Origin of the sequence: Anabaena sp. UHCC 0399, assembly GCF_034931465.1 — a bacterium.
GTDB classification, from domain to species: Bacteria; Cyanobacteriota; Cyanobacteriia; order Cyanobacteriales; family Nostocaceae; genus Trichormus; species Trichormus minutissimus.
Genome location: NZ_JAYGGZ010000033.1, coordinates 1 through 21,661, shown reverse-complemented (window position 1 = coordinate 21,661; position 21,661 = coordinate 1). Strand labels below are relative to the sequence as shown.

Below are 21,661 nucleotides of genomic sequence, written 5' to 3'. Positions count from 1 at the left end.
TTTAAAGAAATTGGCTCTCTGAGTATTTGATCTCTTATTGCTTAGGTTTGGTTTCACCAAATCTAATCAGAAGAGCGATCGCAATACTCACGGCTAAAATTAATGTCATACTCAAAGCTGAACCAAACCCCCAGTTTTGAGTCACTCCCAGAAATTGGTTATAAACTAACCGTGCTGCCGTCATACTAGAACTACCGCCCAATAATTCTGGATCAATAAAATCCCCTAATCCTGTGATAAATACCAGCAATGAACCAGCCATAATTCCCGGCAAAATTTGCGGAACTGTCACTTTGCAAAAAGTCTGGATGGGATTTGCACCTAAATCTGCTGCGGCTTCTAATAAACGCCGATCTAACTTTTCTAGGGAAGCATATAAAATCAAAACCATATAGGGTAACAAGCTGTAGCTCATACCAATCAATACAGCCGGCACGCTGTTGAGTAATTGTAGAGTAGGTAAGCCTAGACTAGTTAGCAGACTGTTTAATAAACCTGTGCGGCGCAAAATCGTAATCCAAGCGTAGGAACGCAGTAGGGAAGAAGTCCACAAAGGTAAAACAAAACCCAATACCAGCAAATTACGCCAACGTTGCGGTGCGATTTGAGCAATCCAATATGCAACGGGGAAACCGAGAATTAAACACATGATTGTCGTGCTAGCTGCTAACCATAGCGATCGCACAATTACTTTCAAGTATAGAGGATCAACTATACGGATATAGTTATCAAATCCTCTAGGGTTAACTATATCTCCTGGTCGAATATCCGGGACTAAACTTAATTGAAAAATGATTAGTGTTGGTAGCACCAGCAACAACAGTAACCAAACACCAGCAGGTGCAAGTAATGTTAAAGGTTGTAACCAATTAAATCGGGGGCGATTTAATTCTAGGTTTTCAAGATTACGAATTTCAGTAGACACAATTAGGAATTGGGAGACAAGAGAGCAGGGATAAGAACTAATGAATAATGACTATCTCTAACTACTAGTTAATTGAGTCCAATATCGCTCATAAATTTCTTCAAATTGTCCCAAAGGACTAATGCGTTCGCACTTTTCTAAAAGCGGATCTGGAGGAAACAAATTAACATTATTCTTAATGTCATTGGGTAATAGTTCAAATCCTCCAGCATTGGGTGTAGCAATTTTTAATCTTTTGCTAATGGTTGCGGCTATTTCTGGTTGTAAAATAAAGTTAATCCAAGCATAAGCACCATCTATATTTGGTGCTGATTTAGGAATTACCATAGTGTCAGTCCATAGTGAAGAGCCACTGCGAGGAATTACATATTTTAGCTTAGGGTTTTCCTTGCTGACTCTGATTGCATCGGCAGAATAACACATTGCTAAAACCAAATCACCTGCTAACATTTGATTTTGCCAAGCATCAGTATCAAATGCTGCGATCGCAGGCTTTAATTCTGTTAATTTTTCATAAGCTTCTTTAATTTGGGTTTCATTTTGTGAATTGTAGGAGTAACCCAACATTCGCAATACTGCACCCATAACTTCCCGCACATCATTTAATAATGTCATACGCTTATTGAGTAAGGCTTTATTTCGCCACATATAATCCCAATCTTCAGGTGCTTGTTTCAGAACTTCGGAGTTATAAATTAACCCAGTTGTTCCCCAATTGAAGGGGATACTGTAGCTGTTTTTGGGGTCGTAACTGGGATTTTGAAACTGAGGAAATAAATTATCTAAACCAATCAGGCGATCGTTTTGTAATTCTATTAATAAATTTTTTTCTACCATCTTCTCTACCATATAATCAGATGGGTAAATCAGGCTATAAGTACCACCACCTCCAGCTAATAGTTTAGCTAACATTACTTCATTAGAATCATACGGATCTACCAACACCTTCATTCCAGTTTGGGTACTGAAAGCTTGCAATAGTTCTTTATCAGAATATTGCGTCCAAGTATATAGATATAATTGGTCAGTGCGCCCAGAACTAGTAGAAGCCCGCACATCAGCCAATCTCCAGCCACAACCAGCTAAAGATAAAGTGGAAAGTGCTATTACTCCTTGTAAAAAATTGCGTCTGTTAGTCATTTGTTAAGAATCAATCGCTAAACAATCATCTTCTCCCCACCAAGCGTAAATGGGGGTGTCTCGGTCTGGTAAGTTACCAAAGGTGTTAGGTTGTAAAACATTAATGCTGATACCGTTAATTAATTCCACAACATAATTAACGTGAGTTCCTAAATACATGATATTTACTAGCCTTCCCTCAAAGCAGTTGTTAACTAGAGTTGGCTGATATAAGGAAAGCTGGATTTTTTCTGGACGTACACTTACTACTACAGCTTTTAATAATTCCGTTGGGGTGTCTTCAGTGCGATTTATGACAATAGTGAATCCGGTTTTTGTCACAACTTGCACCAGTGACGCTTCTACGGCTGTGATTTCACCGCTAAATAAATTTGTATCACCGATAAAATCTGCGACAAAAGATGTCTTGGGACGTTCGTAAATTTCGATAGGAGTCCCATTTTGCTCGATTTTGCCTTGATTCATCACGGCGATGCGATCGCTTAATGATAACGCCTCCTCTTGGTCGTGCGTCACCATGACAAAGGTTAACCCTAGCTCTTTGTGTAAATTAGATAACTCGACCTGCATTTCTTTACGCAGTTTTAAATCTAACGCCCCCAATGGTTCATCTAACAGCAAAACAGCCGGACGATTAACTAAAGCTCTGGCCAAAGCTACCCTCTGCTGCTGACCTCCAGAAAGTTGATGAGGAAAACGCGATCGCAAACTTTCCATTTTCACCAGCTTTAAAGCTTCGTTAACTCGACTTTCAATTTCGGCTTTACCGAGGTTCTCTTTTTTGAGGCGTAGTCCAAAGGCAATGTTATTCCACACATTTAAGTGGTTAAATAAAGCATAGCTTTGAAATACTGTATTCACGGGGCGACGGTAAGGTGGTACATCAGTCATAGACTGACCCTGAATTAATAACTTACCCGCATCAACCTGTTCAAACCCAGCAATGAGACGCAGTGTAGTAGTTTTTCCACAACCAGAAGGCCCTAAAATACTAAAAAACTCCCCCTGTCTAATATCCAAATCGATTCCGTGTACTGCCGGTTCTTGGTTGAAAAACTTGAACACATTCCGCAGTTCCACATCAAGCGGCTGAAAAGCCACGATTCCTCTCTGGTGCTGGGTCACAGTTTGAGCCATAATCTTTAGTAGAATGCCACGAGTTTACGTGATTTTGTCACCTAATGTAGCCTATTAAGCAGACAAAATATCACACTTGGGTTTATTGTATCCGTCGAAAACCTCTGTGCCAAAAAGAATGTTCCCAATTGTTACACACGCCTCCTAAAGTAGCCATTTATGGGAAATCTACATAAAAGAGACTGGGTTTAACCTTCCTAATGTGGGAAACCCACCTACAGAACTTTTGTCTACGACACGCTACGCGTTAAGCGTTGGCGCAGCCTCTCCGATAGGAGAAGCTATGCCGCAGGCTTTACGCAAAATTTAAAATTCAAAAGTAAAATTAGTTCACCTACATATTTTTTTCCTATGTCTACATTCCAACCAACTCCCCTGGGAGGAAAAAAAGATACACGTACAGTTGGACGAAATTACCAGTCTATATTTTTGATTATATTTACCTTATTAATGACGACTGGGATTGGCGTTCGGTTGGCATATTTGCAAATTATGGAAGGAGAATATTACCGCAAACGAGCCGAATCAAATCGGATTCGGATGATTCCTAAACAACCAGAAAGAGGTAATATTTTTGACCGCAACGGCAAACTATTAGCCAGTACGCGTTATCCTCGTTCTGTATATTTGTGGCCAATGGCACATACCAAACCTTCGTGGACTGTTGTTGGGGCGCGGCTATCCAAAATTTTGGAGATTCCTCAAGACGAAATTGAAAAGAAACTCGAAGATGCTGGTGCTAACTCATCTTCTCTGATTCGGATTGCACGTGATTTGAACGAAGCCCAAATCACAGCCATAAAAGAGTATGAAAACGAACTGCAAAATGTGGAAATACATACGGAAGCAGTTCGTTACTATCCCAACGGTCGGGAATTAGCTCATATATTGGGCTATACACGAGAATTAACCGCCGAACAACTCCAAGACAAGAAAAAAGACGGCTACCGTCTAGGAGATGTGATTGGGCAAATGGGCATAGAAAAAGCCTATGAAACCTCACTACGGGGCGAATGGGGAGGTCAGCAGGTAGAAGTTGATGGGGCTGGGCGACCACTGCGGGTATTGGGAGAAAAACAAGCCAAACCCGGTAATGATATCCGTCTGACCGTAGATTTAGATATGCAATTAGCAGCAGAGAAAGCCTTGGGAAATCGCAATGGTGCGATCGTTGCTCTTGATCCCAAAAACGGTGCTGTTTTAGCTATGGTGTCTCACCCCACCTTTGATCCCAATATTTTCTCCAAGCAAAAACTGACACAAAAAGATTGGGAGTCTGTACAAGGTGCAGATCATCCGCTAGTCAATCGAGCCATTAGTGCTTTCCCTCCAGCCAGTACCTTTAAGATTGTCACCACAACAGCCGGGCTAGAATCAGGTAAGTTTGCTCCTAACACAGTTTTACAAACTTATGGTTCTTTAACTGTTGGTGGAACTCGCTTTGGTGAGTGGAATCACGCTGGTTTCGGCCCCTTAGGTTTTGTGGGAGCAATGCAATGGAGTAGTGATACTTTCTTCTATCAAATTGGTAAAGGAGTTGGCGGCCCTACTCTGATTAAATGGACTCGCAAGTATGGCTTTGGGCAAAAAACAGGCTTTGAATTCGCTTCAGAAGAAGCAAAAGGTTTAGTCCCCGATGAGGAATGGAAACAGAAAGTCTGGAAGATGCCTTGGACTGTAGGGGATAGCATTAATATGTCTATTGGTCAAGGTGCTTTATTAACTACTCCTTTGCAAGTGGCTGTGATGTTTGCTGTGCCAGCTAATGGTGGCGATCGCGTTCAACCACATATACTTAAAGACAATGAAGAAGCCAAAAGTTGGCGAGAAACTGTCCATATGAAGCCATCCACCGTGAAAATTCTCCGCGATGGATTGCGTAAGGTAATCTCTGACGGTACAGGCAAAGTTTTAAATAAACCCACTATTCCGCCAGTGGCTGGTAAAAGTGGCACAGCTGAAGCATGGAAGCGTGGTGTCAAGCAAAATCATGCTTGGTTCGGTGCTTATGCTCCTGCTGATAAGCCAGAAATATTAATTGTCGCCTTCGCTGAACATTCCGGTGGTGGTGGCGGTAGTATTGCAGCCCCAATGATTTTAAAAATTATGGAAGACCATTTTCAACGCAAGTATCCCGGTAAGTATCAAAAACCAGTCAATGGTCAATAGTAATTGGGTATTGGGTATTGGGTATTGGGTATTGGATTTTTCTCCCCCAGTCCCCAGTCCCCAGTCCCCAAATTACTGCTTCTGGGTAGCGATCGCTAATTTTGCTCCCTTAACTTGTCGTACTTGATCCATCACAGCTACTACTTTACCGTGTCCTACTTTTTCATCGGCATTAATAATTACTAACGGTTCTGAGTTAGAACCAGCTACATTACGTATCTGTTCTGCTAGAGAATTTACGAGAATTAGTTGACGATTCAGGCTAACTTCTCCTTTTTCATCAATGCTGATGGTAATTTTTGTAGGTACTTGCTGTTTATTAGCTGTGGCTGCCTGCGGTAAATTTACTGGTAATCCTTCTGATCTAGTTAAAAACAGCGTTGACATAATAAAAAATGTCAAAATCGCAAATATCACATCAATCATCGGCACAATATTTATCTGTGCGGGGATATCGGGTTCATCTTGTAGACGCATAGGCTTTCTGTCCTCGTTCATAGCGGCGGCGATAGAGTAATTCTAACTGTCCTCCATATTCTTGAAATAAAGCCATTTGCCGACTATAAAGTCCGCGAAAGGAGTTGGCGAAAAACAGTGTAAATATAGCAACTACTAATCCGGCGGCTGTAGATACCAAAGCTTCACTGATCCCATCTGTAACTTCTGCGGTTTTCGTACCTCCTACATCGCCAATATCCAAAGAAGCAAAGGAAGCAATCAACCCTAATACTGTACCGAGTAGACCTAACAGTGGTGCTAAACCAATAATGGTGTCAAAAAGGTTTTGAAAGCGTTTGAGTATGGGGATCTCAGCTTGCGCTTCACTTTCTAAAGCTAAACGAAATTCTTCTGGATTTGGTTCTTCTAATTCCAGCGCAGCTAAAAAAACCCGTGCAAGGGGCAAATCTGCATTTTTTCGGAGTTTATCTATTGCACCCACTACATTGTCTAACCGATAGAGTTTTAATACCTCGGCGATGACACGACTTTGACGATTATTGATTCTCAGCCAAAACCTGACACGTTCAATAATTAGTGCCACCCCCAATATAGAAAATCCCAATAGCGGCCACATAACTACGCCGCCAGCTGTAAACAGATTCGTAATTCCCATGAAGAGCCTCGTTAAACTAAAAACACAGAGACTATTAGCATCCTCAGATAACTTGAGAGGAATTGTCAAGACATTTTAAATAAATATGCAATTTTTTTGCAATTAATTTATGATAATTTTCCTAATAAAAACGCTATAAACGTCTCTGTAACTATTTTATAGTCATTTAATACAGCTAATAACTTGATTAGTTAATTACTTGATATTTGTATCTAAGCGTTCTAGTATGTCTATGTTAGTAATATTAGCTCGCAATAAATTATGACCTTTTCGGGCATAGCTGTTGAGCAGCGTTCCAAGGAAACTGAGGCTCTCAGGTCTTTTCTGGTTTACAGTCTGATTGGCTCAGTGGCGTTGCATATTGGTATATTAGCCATAGGTATAGGCAATCTGTTGCAAAGAACTCCTGATCTAGAAAATGAACCTCTAGAGGTGACAATAGTTGATCCTCCGACGGTAGAAACAGAACCAACACCACTGGAGATTAAACCTGAACCAAAACCTGAACCAGAAACTCGACCACAACCTCAAAAGATTGCTCCCGTGGCGATCGCTCCTGTAAAATTAAACCCTGAGCCAGTACAAAAGGTTTCTAATAACCTCAAAACTCCTCAAGTTCAACAGCCGCCTGAGAAAATTAGCACCCCAACCCAAAAACTACAGTCAACAACACAACCCCAACCCGTCCTCACGTCTGAACCTACTAACACACAGCAAACTGCAATCCAAGCTGTAGAGCAAAGCAGTAACAAATTAAGAGGGTTGTTAAATGGAATTAGAGATACTAGAGCAAATAGTGATGCTGTAGGAGAGTCAAATAATTCTACTACTACAGGCTCTAACGTCCCTGTACAGTCTAGTAATAATAGGCGAAGCAGAGGCATTGAAACACAAGCTACAGCCCCAAGTCCTACAAAAATAGAGACTCCACCAAGCAGTAATAATACTAATAACTCATCCAGATCAGGAAATGGCCGTGCAGCTTGTCGTGATTGCGGTATTAAGTATCCAGAAGCAGCTAGAAGAAGAGGCGTAGAAGGCAAAGTTGAAGTAGCTGTTGATACTGATGAAAAAGGTAATGTTACTAACGTCAGGATTGTCAACTCCAGTGGTAATCGTGACTTAGATCAAGAAACTCTGAGACAAGCACGTAACTGGAAATTAAAACCTTCTGCTAGTGGTAGAAGTGGAGTATCCATCGCCACTGAATATGCCATCACAGGTTCTCGGCGTTACCGCGAATTGCAAGAACGCAAAAGACAAGCACAAGCAAGACAACAAGCTGCTGCTGCTAATAGAAATACAACAGAAGCAGAATCTAGTAGTCGGCAAACTTCCAGAGCATCAAGTAATACAGAAACTTCCACAAGAAGTAATACAGAAACTAGAGTCAGACGCAGGCGATTATCTCCTACATCCCAACCATCAACAGCATCAAGCACCAACAATACTAGAACCTCTGAAAATCAAAGAAGTATCAGAAATTCTTTCATTAGGGCGCAACGTGAGCGTACAGATACGCCATCGTCATCCCGATCGCAACCAACGGCAACTCGGCGGCGGCGACGTATTCCCACACAAGAAGCCTCATCTTCTAGTGCAAGTAAGCTAAGGAATGCTTTACGTCGTTCTCGTCAGCCATCTCAATCCTCATCACCAGAGGCTTCTACGTCTAGTGGAGAATAAATCTGGTAGGTGATCGCGCTGATAAACTATCAGGGTGATTTTGAATTTTGTTAGCGCAGCGTTAGCGAGTCATCGAGCGTCATTTTAAATTTTTAATTGATTCATTGATCATGCGTAAAACCCCATCCCCTTATGGATGGGGTTTTACGTGCGGCAAAAGCGGTAGCGATAGCGCAGCGTTAGCGACGTAGGAGCGTCGGAAAGAGCGTCTGCCCCTTATTTTGCATTATGTTTTTCCTTCTCTACGTTCCCTTTGCGAACGCGTAAGCGCGTCACCTCGCTAGTCCCGTATGGGCTTTCTGTACTAATAGCTGTAATACAAGTCAGTTGAGTAAAAGCCTTGGCACTGCTCAATATCCGATCACTCGTTTAGGCAATGCCGTAAGCTAGTTGGGTATGTAGATTTGGCTGACTCAAATACTATTATGTAGAATCGATGTTTGCGATCGCGCTCAGTTTTTGTAGAACTTAGTGTATAAATTGTATGATTTGTATTTTTATCGGGAATTAAGTATTGTAGTTTGGTGGCAAAGTAATGGCAAAGCGATCGCTCCAAGCATCGGATGAAGGGATTAGAAAGGCTAAACAAGCTTTCAAACGCAAAGGTTGGACACAAGAATACTTAGCCTCTGAGGTAGGTTTAGAAACTCGCCAACCAATTTGGAAGTTTTTTAGTGGTAAACCTGTTGATCGCCATGTCTTCCATGATATCTGCTCTGTGTTGGATCTAGACACATCGGAAATTGCCCAAAATCCTGCTGTTGATGAAGCTGCGCCTTTAGATATCCTTGACAATAACACCTTAGAGATTGATGTCTTAGTACAAAAATTGCGCTCTGTTCATCATGAGAGGATTCAAGCTCAGTGTGGTACTTTGCACCTTTTAGATATTGCCAAGCCGATCAACCTCAATGATCTATATATTGATATTAATATTTACGAGGAAATTAGCAGCAGAAGATGGCTGAAAATTACTGATTTACAAAATTTAGACTCCCCTGAAGTAAACCGTAGTGCTTTAAGTAGAGTTTGCCAAGAAAGAATTTCTGGCTTAGATGCTGTCAAAAAACACTCTAAACTGCTGGTATTAGGCAAACCAGGCTCTGGAAAGACTACATTTTTACAATCAATAGCGATAAGTTGCGATCGCGGAATTTTTCAACCTAATTATTTGCCCGTTTTTATTAATCTAAAAAACTTTGCTGGAGAAATTAGAGAGTGCAGTCAACTTAGTTTATTACACTATATACATGAATATTTTATTAATTTTGGTTTTTCTGAAACTGATTTAAATACAGTTTTTCATCATGGGAGAGCTTTAATTTTATTAGATGGCTTAGATGAGGTTATAGAAGAAGTTTCAGAAATTCTGATTAATAAAATACACAGTTTTATTAATAAATTTTACAAAAATCAGATAATTATTACTTGTCGTCTGGCATCTCAATATCTTAATTTATACGGATTTACAGAAGTAGAAATTGCTGATTTCAATAAAAAGCAAATAGCAGCTTTTGCTCATCGATGGTTTTTGGCATTTACGAAAAATTCGCCCGTGCAAGCGCATACATTGGCACATAATTTTATGCAAAAACTAGAATTTGCAGAAAATGCGCAACTTTTAGAATTAGCTAATACACCAATTCTCTTGAATCTCACCTGCTTAGTTTTTAAATCTGTAGAGGATTTTCCGGCTAACCACTCGGAACTTTATAAACAAGCACTTGATGTGTTACTGGTACGTTGGGACGAAGCCAGAGGAATCAAACGAGATCAAGTTTATCGTCACTTGTCTTTGCTAGATAAAATTAAGTTGCTTAGTCATATTGCTGCCATTAGTTTTAAGCAAGGAAATTACTTTATCACTGCCACTAAAATCCAGCAAATTATTGCCAATTACCTATCTAATTTACCTAATGCCATCACTGATACCGATGCTTTAGAAATAGCAAGTGCAATTGTTTTAAGAGCCATTGAAATTCAACACGGGTTACTGATTGAAAGAGCAAGAGGAATCTATTCTTTTTCTCATTTGAGCTTTCAAGAGTATTTTACTGCAAGAGAAATTGTCTCTAATGCCAACAGCACAATACTAGAAGATTTTGTAAATCATTTACATGAACAGCGTTGGCGGGAAGTTTTCTTGATCAGTGTAGGGATGTTAAATCCAGCCGATGATTTATTGCAATTAATGAAGATAAAAATTGATATCTTGGCACAACAGAATGATAAATTATATAATTTTCTGCAATGGTTAAAACAAAAAACTTCTCAAGTAATGGCTGCTTATCACTGTGCTAGTGTGCGTGCTTTTTATTTGACAATTGCTCTCCCTCCAGAACATCCTCTAGCCTGCAATCAAGATTTAGCTATATCTTTGGATCATCAACTTGCTGGTAGTTTGGCTGGAGACTTAGCGATAGATTTAGCATTGACTCATGCACTGGCTGTAAGCCTAACTATGACTGCTGATATTTTTTTTCAACGACTAGTGGTTTTAAGGTTGTCTCTTGATGTTAAATATTTACTAACCTATCAACCATCTTGGGAAAATTCTCTACAAGACTTGGCCAATCAACTGCCTGATCCCAATCAAGATAGAGATACACTAAAAATATGGTGGCAAACTTATGGTAAAGCTTGGACTGAGGAATTGCGATCGCTCATGATTAACACTCGCCAAATTGGTTATCATTGGCAGTTTAATGAGCAGGATTGGCAGTGTATACAACAGTATTGGGATGCTAATAAATTACTGTTAGAGTGCCTCAATAGTGCTACTAATGTTAGTCCTAATGTCAAAAGGACAATAGAACAAAATTTGTTTTTAATAGGATAATATTTATAACATTATGTCTCAAAAAAACTGAGGCATGGATTACTTATTAATTTAATGTTGACTTTATTTTCTACTACTCCAGCTATTGCTCAAGAAATATATAGCAATCAGATTTGATGTTTGAAAAAGACTACGAGATAATACTTAATAAATTTTAAGTATAATATTAAACGACTATAAAGCAGCATCAAAAAATCAGGTATTAGTGCTATATAATTTTTAATTTTCAGTAAAAATACTATACTGAACACTAAGTTGCTAGATTTAAACTGTGTTTGTTAAAGCCTGGTGGAGAGTGACAAATCTGTTAAAGTAGTGCTGAACTGACTCAAGCTAATATTTATCCTATATTTAGTGAACTTTTTAATGCAATCAAATAGGAGTTATATATACTCAAAACAAAAAGATGTAGTTTCTAGTTGAGATTACTTGGAAACGCTATAAGATTTTTGTCTAATGCTATCACTTAAATGGTGTGAATGCTCTTGTACAGATGATTCTCCTAAACTGATTTCGCGCCAGCAAAAGTCTAAATTTCTGTCGATAGCAGTCTATGTACTGGCGAGTTTTTTGGTTGCAGAATGGAAATGTTTTTATTGGTTTAAGTGCTTTATCTTTAGAAAAAAAAAGCCTGAAAATATTTTGAGAATATGCGCCAGAATTTATCGATCCAGATGAAGTAAATATCTCTATTAAATAAATCTTTTTCAAATGTCTTACAAGCGCAGAAACTAAATATTTGAAAAATTAGTTTAAATAGTGTGATGCTATGCGCGAATTCAACCGTGAAATGTGCAACTTTCATGAACGCGATCGCCTGTTGCAAAAATTGCAAATTCATCTGCAAAAAACTTTTGGAATTACAGACATGACTTTGCAACTTAGTAGCTATAAATTTCTCCCAGAAGCTTCCATTAATCCTTTACTAAATCAGGATTTAGCCTTAATGTTGCCTGCCAATCAATCCCGCTCAAACCTTTAACCGATCGTAATTTTGAACTCGGCGCAGCGGGACTAATCTCAACTAAAACTTTTATTTGCAGGAGATTCTGTAATGATTTCATTACTCCAACAGTACAAACGCTCATTAGCTTGGTTCATATCGGGTTTGGTTTTGGCAATCGTAATTTCTTTAGGGATATCACACCAACAACCAGTTATAGCATCTCAACCTAATTCTCCTGAGTCTGTGGGGATTTCTGACTTCGCCGCTACTCATCTAGAACCGAATTTTTATCAATAATTAACTTTAAAAGGCATTGCAATGATTTCACTTTTTGGAAAGTGCCAGAGGCCTCTGGCCTTTTTTATGGCTAGTTTTTTGTCTGCCATGATGCTGATATTTGGTAATCCCGTCATTCAACCTGCCCTAGCTGGTGGCAATGGGATTAATGTGATTTTGATGATTGGCGATGGTATGGGTTGGAATATAGCCCGATCTGCGGCGATCGCTAAAGGTGGAGCTTTTTACACAGCCGGTAAAGGCTCTGGTTTGAGCTTTCAAACTCTTAGTGGATATGCGCTAGTAACAACCTACGGCACGACAATTGAGGGAAATAACGCAGTCAAATCAACAGGCAACTCCGCCCTGGATGGAAGTAATTCACTTACAGGTGCAAGTCCTGTTCGTGCAGGCTTTTCATTCCAGCCCACTCCATTTAATCCCGGTAATACAGCCAATGGCGACACTTTACTACCAGGTAACTTAGCAGGCTATGACGTAACCAAGGGAGGCCCTACTCCTTGGATTCCCCTATCACCTGCCAACCCCGGTAGTTATGACAAAGAGTACATTAAGTACAGCTATCCCGACTCTGCTAACACCGCCACAACTCTTTATACAGGTGTAAAGAGCTATAACAACGCGATGGGCGTAGACATTTACGAGCAGAAGCTGAAAACCATCGTCGAAATTGCCAAAGAACAGGGTAAGTCTACGGGAGTTGTTACTTCAGTACCAGTCAGCCACGCAACTCCCGGTGCTGCTGTCTCTTTCGTAAATCGTCGTAATAAGTACGATAGTGACTACGACCCGAACAAGACCAATCAAGACAGTATTTTGCAACAGGCATTATTGAACTTTCAGCCTAATGTTATTTTGGGCGGCGGTCATCCATTAGATCACCAGAACACTACCAGTTCAGGCCCACTCTGTAATGCCACTAGCTACACCTACATCAAGGCATCTACTTACAAAGAGTTGACTGGTAAAACAGCCTTGAGCGATGCAGGAGCTTGTTCAGCTCCTGCTTCATCAAATCCTAACAATCGCTACGGCTACACCTTTTTGGAGCGTGGCCCGAATGCAACTCAGACACTGTTGAACACAGCTGCATCAGTTAACCCAAATACTGGCGGCAAGTTATTTGGTCTGTATGGCGCTCGCGGTCAAGATGGCAACATTCCTACGAGTTCTTCTAAAGGGGACTACAGCACAACAGGTTTAGGTCAATTTACACTCTTTAGCAGCACAACTTCTACAAATCAAACTCCTAACCCTGATACTGTTCGTCCTCTGTCTCCTGGTGAAACTAACGCTAGCTTCATTGCCAGAGAGATTAACGAAAATCCTACTTTAGCTAACATGACTCAAGCAGCTTTAACCGTCTTGGGTAAAGACCAAGATGGTTTCTGGCTGATGGTTGAAGGCGGTGATATCGACTGGGCTGCCCATGATAACAACATGGATAACCTGATTGGTACGACGAATGACTTCGATAAAGCCGTGCAAACAACCATTAATTGGATCAACAACAATGGCGGTTGGAGCAAAAACTTGCTAATTGTTACGGCTGACCATGACCACTACCTCACCTTAAATCCCAACTTCCCCTCCAAGTTAACTGCTCAAGATCCAAACCTGTCTAGAGGGTTAAAGTTTAACGCCAAGGACATCACTTTTAATCAGCACCTTTCAGCCAATGCTGGACACTTCTGGGGATCTGACCCAAGTAAAAAATATCTTTGGGGTAGCCACAGCAGACGAATTGTGCCTGTTTACTACCAAGGTGCTTATTCATCAACTTTGACTAAATTATTGGGTCAAGGCTTCCAGATGACAGATAGCTCTGGTACTTACAGCGTACCTGGTATTCGGGGAGTAGTTGATCAGAGCCAGATATTTCAAGCTATGAATACTGCACTCACGACTGGAGCAAATCCGCCAGCTTAACACACCCCTTTCCTGAACACTGACCCTAGCAGAGATGTGATTACACACGTTTCTGCTTAATAAAACTATTTTGATCTTTTCGCACCTGTTCTTTATCTAGGTAAAAAAATGGCTGACTCAATCCTTTATTATAAATTCTCTAATACTGACCAAAGTCTCACAGGCAACTTCTTTTTCAATCAAGCTGCTGCTGACGATCAACAAGTAACACTGGACGAAGGCTTAAATATTTTTGCTACCTACGGTGGACAGACTTACACCCAAACTGATGATTATTTAGCACTATTATTAACCAACGAATCAGGAGAAATTGCAGATCAAGGATTAGGGTTACAATTTGTCATCCCTGATATTTTTACAGTCAACGCTGACATTTTTTTTGATGCCAACACAGACAATAGCATTACTTACACTCAGATTTATACACCTACAGATTTAGTATTGGATGTTACAACCGTTGACGAAAATGTTTCAGCTAATACAACCATTGGGACATTTAGCAGCACCGATCCAGATGCCAATAGCACTTTCATCTACACTTTAGTTGCTGGGGATGGTGATACAGATAATACTGCTTTTACCATTGATGGCAGTAACCTAAAAATTAATAGTTCTCCAAACTTTGAAGCTAAATCTAGTTACAATATCCGCGTTCGCACTACCGATAATGATGGACTTTTCGTTGAAAAAGCATTGGCGATCGCAGTCAATAACCTCAACGAAGCACCTACAAATTTATCATTGGATGTTATAACTGTTGACGAAAATGTTTCAGCTAATACAATCATTGGCACATTTAGCAGCACCGATCCAGACGCAAATAACACTTTTACCTACAGCTTAGTTGCTGGTATTGATGATACCGACAATGCCGTTTTTACGATCAATGGGGATAAGTTACAAATTAATAATGCTCCGAATTTTGATGTCAAATCTAGTTACAAAATTCGGGTAAAAACAACAGACCAAAGTGGACTATTCTTTGAAAAAGCGTTAAATATTGGTGTTAACAATAACAATATCGTTTCTCCTGAACTAACAAAGGGTTCTGAGGATGTTTTTAACATTAAAGGTACTAATGATAAAGCAATACTCAAAATCACGATCGCTAGCAGTACTCCTAATCGAAATCAGTTGAATGAACTAGGTATATTTAATGTTGATGATGCTGCGGGTAGCATTAAAGATGATACTGGTAAATCACTTCTTCCAGGTGCAGAGGGTTATAACAAAGCAGCTTTAGCACGAGCTAAGGTACTTTTCTCCACCATTGCCAATTTGCCAAATGGGTTTAGTAACAGCGATGTTATTCGCTCAATGCAATTAGACTCTGGTTCTAACTTCAGATTTTATTTAGTTCAAAGCACTACAACTCAAACTGTAATCAGTAAAGCCAGTTATAGTGACATAGTGTTTTCCTCAATCCAAAATATTCAAGACTTGGGTAACAATGTTTTTTCTCTGAATTTTACAAATCTAGCAGTGAATATTCAGGCGACAAATCAATCATTAGATTTCGGTTTGAGTAACCAATTTGGTCAACAAGGTTCAACTCAAGGAGAACTGCTTTATGTCGGTGATAATGTGAACGCTACCTTTACTGTTAATAGAGAGGCAGCTTATGATAACTTTATTGGCTTTTATCAGGTGACTGATGAAACAGGTACTATTAATATCAACGGTACGATTTATAAACCTGGAGATTCAGGATATACCCAAGCAGCAATTAATAGTAGGGTTGTCGGATTGACAGGAACTAACCAAACAACAGTCACATCCAACGCAAAATTCAATTCTAATAGTATCTTTGCACCATTTATTATTGCTAATGGCGATCCAAACACATATATAAGTCGAGGAAATTCTGTTTATTTCTCATTTTTGGGTGCTAATCCGACTAGTGATAAACAAGTGGATCACATCCGCTTATTAAGTAATAACACCTTTGGCTTTGAGGATTTACCAAATGGTGGCGATCAAGATTTCAACGATATAATTGTGCGAGTCAATTTCATCTGACATCGGAAGCAACGTGATTTTGTGAGGTCAAGAAAAGGCGGAGGGCTAGAGGTAGGCTGTTGACTTTTAGTTAAGGGTTATTTGTGTAGATAAATCTCGTCTTTATATGAATGACCACAGCAATATATTAGGTGTAAAGATACAAAAATCGGACTTTTGAGAGGTGACAATCACTAGATTTCGATTCTAAATTTAGAAAATTGTGTATATGTTTTTACTTGCATGAAGCTCTCTAGGTATTTATTGCTGCTGGTTTGGTTATTCATCGCAGCAGGCTGTAACCAAACTCGCACCTCTTTAGATAGTCCCATACCGCAAGCAGCTACTTCTGCGGCTCAATTAGCACAGGATTCTACACAGGTAAAAAATGTAATTCCGACGGAAACACTTTCGCCCCAACCCATCCGCATTAATTTGCAGAATTTACCTGCACCCTTCGCCACAGACAGTGCATCTAAACCACCTCAAGTTGTACCAATTCCTGAAAAACCAATACTCAAAGTACCATCGGGTTTTACAGTGAATGTTTTTGCTGATGGTTTAAATGCACCACGTTGGTTAGCTTTAACTCCCAGTGGTGATGTGTTGGTGACGGAAACTAGACAAAACCGCATTCGTCTTTTGCGAGATACCAATAGTGATGGGGTGGCTGATGTCCGTCAAACCTTTGCTAGTGCGTCCAATGGTCTGAATATTCCCTTTGGTATGGCTTTTAATGGTGATTCCTTCTTTTTGGGTAATACCGATGCAGTTTTACGGTTTCCTTATAGTCAAGGACAACAGCAACTAACTGGTAACGGTAAAAAAATCGCTGATCTTCCTGGTGGTGGTTACAATCAGCATTGGACAAGGAATGTAGTAGTTTCACCTGATGGTAATAAGCTATATGTTTCTGTGGGTTCTCGTTCTAATGTGGATGAAGAGGAATTACCACGGGCTTCGGTACAGGTGATGAACTTAGATGGTTCTGAGCAAAAGACTTTTGCTTTTGGTTTACGTAACCCAGTCGGTCTAGACTTTCACCCAGTCACTAAGGAACTTTACACCAGTGTGAATGAACGGGATGGGATCGGGGATGATTTAGTTCCCGACTACTTGACACGTATTCGACAAGGGGAGTTTTACGGCTGGCCTTATACTTACTTCAAACCAAGCAACCTTGATCCTCGTCAAACAACGAATGGTAAAAGTAAACGTCCAAATCTAGCAGCCCGTACCCGTACTCCTGATGTATTATTTCAAGCCCACTCAGCTGCATTGGGGTTGCAATTTTATGATGGTCAGACTTTTCCCCAAAAGTATCGGAATGGGGCTTTTGTGGCTTTTCGCGGTTCTTGGAATCGCGATCGCGGTACTGGTTACAAGATTGCTTTTGTTCCCTTTAATGCTCAAGGAAGACCACAAGGCTACTACGAAGACTTCTTGACTGGATTTTTGCTTAACCCTTCTGTTCCCAGCACTTGGGGGCGACCGGTGGGATTATTAGTTTTACCTGATGGCAGTTTATTAGTCACAGAGGAAGCCAATAATCGCATTTATCGGATTCAGTATACAGGAGTTAGGGAATAGGGCATTGGGCATCAGGAGAGAAAAAATAACTAGTTAATAATTGGATACAATTTATGGTCTAAGGGTAGGTGACAGCAGCCGTTACTTATAGATAATGTTGGCCTAACATTTTTTGCGGATTGCACTTAGTTTTATCTGGTTTCGGTGAGATTTCTTGAAAACAGTAATATTCTTTTAGCTCAAAAATTTTAGTTATGACTCAGAATGAAGATAATACTCAATTAAATGGCAATGAGTCTTCCTCACACTCAGGCTCACGTTATTGGGGTAATGTGGAAGTCATCGAAGAGGGAGAAAGCTATAGAATTAGTCGCATTGAAATCAAGCCCAGACACGGTATCAAACCACAAATCCACTATCACCGCAATGAACACTGGGTTGTAGTCTCTGGTGTGGCTAAGGTGATTTGTGGAGATGAGGAAGTCTTACTAAACCGTAACCAATCAACTTATGTACCAGCTGCAACGCTGCATAAAGTTGACAATCCAGGGTCTATTCCCTTAGTCATTCTGGAAATTCAAAATGGTGAATATTTGGGCGAGGATGATACGGAACGTCCCTATGATTTAAATGTGGTCAAGCCTGTAGCTGAGAAGTAGAAGCGACTGGGGACTGGGGACTGGGGTAATAATTTTTTCTTTCTCCCTTGTCTCCTTCCCCTAAACCCCTAAACCCCTAATTCTTCTAAAACCATCCTTCTTGTTCTAAGGTTTCAATTAGCTGCAAGCCACGAGGGTCGCCTACACCTAGTAGTGAAGCTTTGGCATCTTCCCGCACACCTAAGTCTTTCTCTTCGGCAAAGGACTGAATTAAGGCATCGATCGCTGCGGCATAAACTACGTTAGAGGGTAGTTCTTTACACAATTGCCCAATTGCCCACGCACTGTTACTTCTGACGGCTGGTACTGGGTCTTGAAATAAGGCTGCAATTAGGGGGGGTATTGCTCCTATAATTGCTTCGTAACCGACATCTGCCATTTGTGCTAAGGCACTAGCAGACCACAAACGCACGGCGGAAATGTCGGTTCTTAAGGCATCTGCTAGGGGTGCTAAACAACGGCGATCGCGACAATTCCCTAAAGCCCAGACGACACCTTTGCGTACATAGCCGTTCCAGTCTCGATTTAGCTGATTAATTAATGGTTCAACTGCATCGGTACTGGGATTGCGCCCAATACCATAAGCTGCACTCACCCGCACTAATGGACAAGTATCAGTCAACAGGTCGATTAAAAGGGGCGTAGCGCGTGGGTCTTCAATATCACAAAAAGCACGAGCTGCCAACATCTTTTGTTGACGTTGGGGGTTTTGCAGCAGTGCTAACATTTCGTCTGGGTCAGGTTTTGGCAATTCTGACTCAGCCGTGATTGGTTCTAGTTTATCTAAGGGACTTTCTAAATCCTCCTCGACATCGAGTTCGAGTATGCTTAGGTCTTCTTCGTCATACATATACTTTTATCTGTCGGAGTGGTATTTACACATAACCATCCGTACTAATTTATTAAAGCTTTATTTTTATCGCTCAACCATTGTACACTTTCTCATCAATCTCATACGCGGTTAATTTGGGGACTGGGGACAAATCAATTCAAAATTCAAAATGACGCTCGCAGACTCGCTAACGCTGCGCTAACAAAATTCAAAATTAAATAACTGGGGATTGGGGACTGGAGACTGGGGACTGGAGACTGGGGACTGTGGACTGGGGGGAGAACTATTAACTATTAACGTGAGGTGCGCCTTCCTTGGAGACTCACGTTTATTTAAAACAAAAGCTACTTAATTGGTTCTATTCGCCTGTTGTTATAGTTTCATGCTGGTTTGTTTAATCTTTACTGGTTAATACGGTTGGTGCAAGATGTGAGCATAGTAGTTTTTTTTACTCCAACAAGATCCTAAAAAATTTGCGAATCTAGTCTGCTTTTTTGGCGATCCCAAAGGTTTCGTGTGAGTTTAACAGCAGTTGGGCTTTAATTTTGCTCATCCCATGAGTTAAGCAATGACCGAGATATTGCTGTGCTGGGATGAATTATGCGGTCATTGTGTCATCTGTTGAAATAAATCGCGAAACTCCTCGTAGCTGATTTGTTGATCGCCGCTAGTGTCTGCTAGCTTCAGCATATTTTCAATTTCAGCTTTAGTAATATTGGGAACAATATCTTTGATGTATAAGTGCAATTCCTCTAAGCTAATATAACCAGAGCCATCGGCATCGAATAGATGAAACCACTGTAATATTTGATCTTCATTGGTAGAGCCTAGATCGCTTTGTAGTAGTACAGCAAATTCCTCAAAACTAACACTGTCACTATTAGAGTGTTCTGAAATTGCATCCATTATTTCTTGTACCCGTTGAGGTGAAAACGGGCAACCAAGAACTCTTAAAACCGAGCATAATTCTCCTCTTGACAAACGATTATTACCATCCTTGTCAAATTTTTGGAAAATTTCTTGGCAATGAGCAACTTGCTCAACGCTTAATTCCTGCTTAACAGTAATAGGTGTAGCTTCTTTTATGAGTTGGCGCTTAATGGCGATCGCTTCTAACCGATTAAGTGTATCAAGGGTATAAGCGATAGTTGTCCATAACTGACGAGGCTCGGTTGTTTTCAATATCTCTTCTTCCTCTGCGGCTGTAATTGCATATTCCTCTCTGATCTGTTGCAGGGGAAGAGATTCGTCCTTAGATAACTTGTTGAGTACAGCATCAAGAGATTCAATTGGTTTTTCTCCAGTCATTACCTCAACTAATTCCGCTACCACAGTTTGATTAGGATGATTTTTAGCCACCTCTATAAATACATCCAAAAAAGCTTCGCGATAGCTTTCCTGTCGCAGCAAATCCTCACGATTATGTTGCTTACTGGGATCTAGTATAGTTGGATACTCAACCTCAAGTTCGGTTAAGATCAGATCGTGTTCCTCTTTTGTAATATCTAGTTCTTGACGCATCTGCTGGAGAACTTCTAGGCTGCTGCTATAGTCAACATATCCTTCTTTGAGCGCTTCTTGTAGAACTCCTTTATAAACTTGAAGACGTTTCTCCTTATGAAAACCTGGGAGAACTTTTGCTAAGACATAAACTTCATCAGCACTAAGTTCGTCAAGTGAGCGTCCTTCTAAAAAACGTGATGTATCTAAATTCAGCTTACCTAAACTCCGAGAGAATGCTCCCGCCACACCGGAACGGTTGGCGGTGAGATGAATCGAGGGCTAAAAACGAGACACCCCTTGACCCAGATTAAACCGTAGGTTTAACAGGGAGAGGGGTAGTTGAGTTTTTAGCAGCATCCATGATATTATTACGTCAACTTGACTGACGTAATAATGCTGGTATTTGAGGCAAAACTTGAAGGAACAAATGAGCAATATCAATCGCTGGATGAGGCGATTAGAACTGCTCGTTTTGTCCGTAACGCTTGTCTCCGGTACTGGATGGATAACCGAAACATTGGCAGGTACGATTTGAGTGCTTATTGCGCTGTCCTTGCTGCCGATGAAAACTTCCCTTGGGTTGCTAAGTTGAACTCTATGGCTCGTCAAGCCAGTGCCGAAAGGGCTTGGAGTGCAATTGCTCGTTTTTTTGATAACTGCAAAAAGTCTAAACCAGGAAATATTGGTTATCCACGCTTTAGGAAAGAACAGACACATGGTTCTGTCGAGTATAAAACTAGCGGTTGGAAGCTCTCTGATGACCGTCGCTACATCACTTTTGGCGACGGATTCAAAGCAGGAACTTTCAAACTTTGGGGAACTCGTGACTTGCATTTCTACCAGGTGAAACAGTTCAAACGTGTGCGGGTTGTACGTCGTGCCGATGGGTACTACGCGCAGTTTTGCATTGACCAAGACAGAGTAGAGAAGCGAGAACCAACTGGTAAAACTATTGGA

Annotated in this window: 17 protein-coding genes; 10 read left to right on the top strand and 7 right to left on the bottom strand. The window is 40.5% G+C overall.

Going from position 1 to position 21,661, the window contains the following annotated elements; translation table 11 throughout:
- Positions 1-34: 34 nt before the first annotated feature.
- Genes VB693_RS17775 through VB693_RS17765 form a run of 3 tightly spaced genes read right to left on the bottom strand, consistent with a single transcriptional unit; the run spans position 35 to position 3,202 of the window.
- The gene (locus VB693_RS17775) at positions 35-925 is read right to left on the bottom strand and encodes an ABC transporter permease (protein WP_323267413.1); all 891 of its coding nucleotides are present in this window, start codon (positions 923-925) and stop codon (positions 35-37) included.
- A 57-nt stretch (positions 926-982) separates the two neighbouring features.
- Positions 983-2,065: a spermidine/putrescine ABC transporter substrate-binding protein gene (locus tag VB693_RS17770; protein WP_323267412.1), complete on the bottom strand. Its 1,083-nt coding sequence runs from the start codon at positions 2,063-2,065 to the stop codon at positions 983-985.
- Between the two features lie 3 nt (positions 2,066-2,068).
- A complete protein-coding gene (locus VB693_RS17765) occupies positions 2,069-3,202 on the bottom strand; it encodes an ABC transporter ATP-binding protein (protein ID WP_323267411.1) in 1,134 nt (377 codons plus the stop codon).
- 351 nt (positions 3,203-3,553) lie between these two features.
- On the opposite strand from VB693_RS17765, the gene mrdA reads away from it, so the two are divergent.
- Positions 3,554-5,371, top strand: a complete 1,818-nt coding sequence (gene mrdA / locus VB693_RS17760) for a penicillin-binding protein 2 (protein WP_323267410.1) — start codon at positions 3,554-3,556, stop codon at positions 5,369-5,371.
- A 72-nt stretch (positions 5,372-5,443) separates the two neighbouring features.
- Here mrdA and VB693_RS17755 read toward each other — a convergent pair whose 3' ends face one another.
- Both VB693_RS17755 and VB693_RS17750 read right to left on the bottom strand, forming a co-directional pair.
- Positions 5,444-5,848 (bottom strand): ExbD/TolR family protein, encoded by a 405-nt coding sequence (locus VB693_RS17755; RefSeq protein ID WP_190702628.1) that lies wholly within the window; start codon positions 5,846-5,848, stop codon positions 5,444-5,446.
- Positions 5,832-6,485 (bottom strand): MotA/TolQ/ExbB proton channel family protein, encoded by a 654-nt coding sequence (locus VB693_RS17750; RefSeq protein ID WP_190702625.1) that lies wholly within the window; start codon positions 6,483-6,485, stop codon positions 5,832-5,834. The genes VB693_RS17755 and VB693_RS17750 overlap by 17 nt, the downstream gene beginning before the upstream one ends.
- A gap of 261 nt (positions 6,486-6,746) precedes the next feature.
- Here VB693_RS17750 and VB693_RS17745 point away from each other — a divergent pair, with 261 nt between their 5' ends.
- The 8 genes from VB693_RS17745 (at position 6,747) to VB693_RS17710 (ending at position 18,369) form a co-directional block, all read left to right on the top strand.
- A complete protein-coding gene (locus VB693_RS17745; protein ID WP_323267409.1) occupies positions 6,747-8,171 on the top strand; it encodes an energy transducer TonB in 1,425 nt (474 codons plus the stop codon).
- A gap of 535 nt (positions 8,172-8,706) precedes the next feature.
- Positions 8,707-11,010, top strand: coding sequence for an NACHT domain-containing NTPase (locus VB693_RS17740; protein WP_323267408.1), 2,304 nt, complete (start codon positions 8,707-8,709; stop codon positions 11,008-11,010).
- A gap of 769 nt (positions 11,011-11,779) precedes the next feature.
- Positions 11,780-11,992: a hypothetical protein gene (locus VB693_RS17735; RefSeq protein ID WP_190702616.1), complete on the top strand. Its 213-nt coding sequence runs from the start codon at positions 11,780-11,782 to the stop codon at positions 11,990-11,992.
- Between the two features lie 72 nt (positions 11,993-12,064).
- On the top strand, positions 12,065-12,253 hold the full coding sequence (locus tag VB693_RS17730; RefSeq protein WP_323267407.1) for a hypothetical protein: 189 nt from the start codon (positions 12,065-12,067) through the stop codon (positions 12,251-12,253).
- Positions 12,254-12,319: 66 nt separating this feature from the next.
- Entirely contained in the window at positions 12,320-14,182 is a 1,863-nt protein-coding gene (locus tag VB693_RS17725; RefSeq protein WP_323267406.1) for an alkaline phosphatase, read from the top strand.
- Positions 14,183-14,290: 108 nt separating this feature from the next.
- Entirely contained in the window at positions 14,291-16,201 is a 1,911-nt protein-coding gene (locus VB693_RS17720; RefSeq protein WP_323267405.1) for a DUF4114 domain-containing protein, read from the top strand.
- Positions 16,202-16,423: 222 nt separating this feature from the next.
- Complete coding sequence (locus VB693_RS17715) at positions 16,424-17,770, top strand: sorbosone dehydrogenase family protein (protein ID WP_323267404.1); 1,347 nt, start codon at positions 16,424-16,426, stop codon at positions 17,768-17,770.
- A gap of 194 nt (positions 17,771-17,964) precedes the next feature.
- Positions 17,965-18,369 (top strand): phosphomannose isomerase type II C-terminal cupin domain, encoded by a 405-nt coding sequence (locus VB693_RS17710; RefSeq protein WP_323267403.1) that lies wholly within the window; start codon positions 17,965-17,967, stop codon positions 18,367-18,369.
- 85 nt (positions 18,370-18,454) lie between these two features.
- Here VB693_RS17710 and VB693_RS17705 read toward each other — a convergent pair whose 3' ends face one another.
- Together VB693_RS17705 and VB693_RS17700 are read right to left on the bottom strand one after the other, a co-directional pair.
- Complete coding sequence (locus tag VB693_RS17705) at positions 18,455-19,219, bottom strand: HEAT repeat domain-containing protein (RefSeq protein ID WP_323267402.1); 765 nt, start codon at positions 19,217-19,219, stop codon at positions 18,455-18,457.
- A gap of 588 nt (positions 19,220-19,807) precedes the next feature.
- Entirely contained in the window at positions 19,808-20,950 is a 1,143-nt protein-coding gene (locus VB693_RS17700; protein ID WP_323267401.1) for an EF-hand domain-containing protein, read from the bottom strand.
- 147 nt (positions 20,951-21,097) lie between these two features.
- On the opposite strand from VB693_RS17700, the gene VB693_RS17695 reads away from it, so the two are divergent.
- On the top strand, positions 21,098-21,661 hold a 564-nt coding region (locus VB693_RS17695; protein WP_323267400.1), incomplete at its 3' end, for a transposase.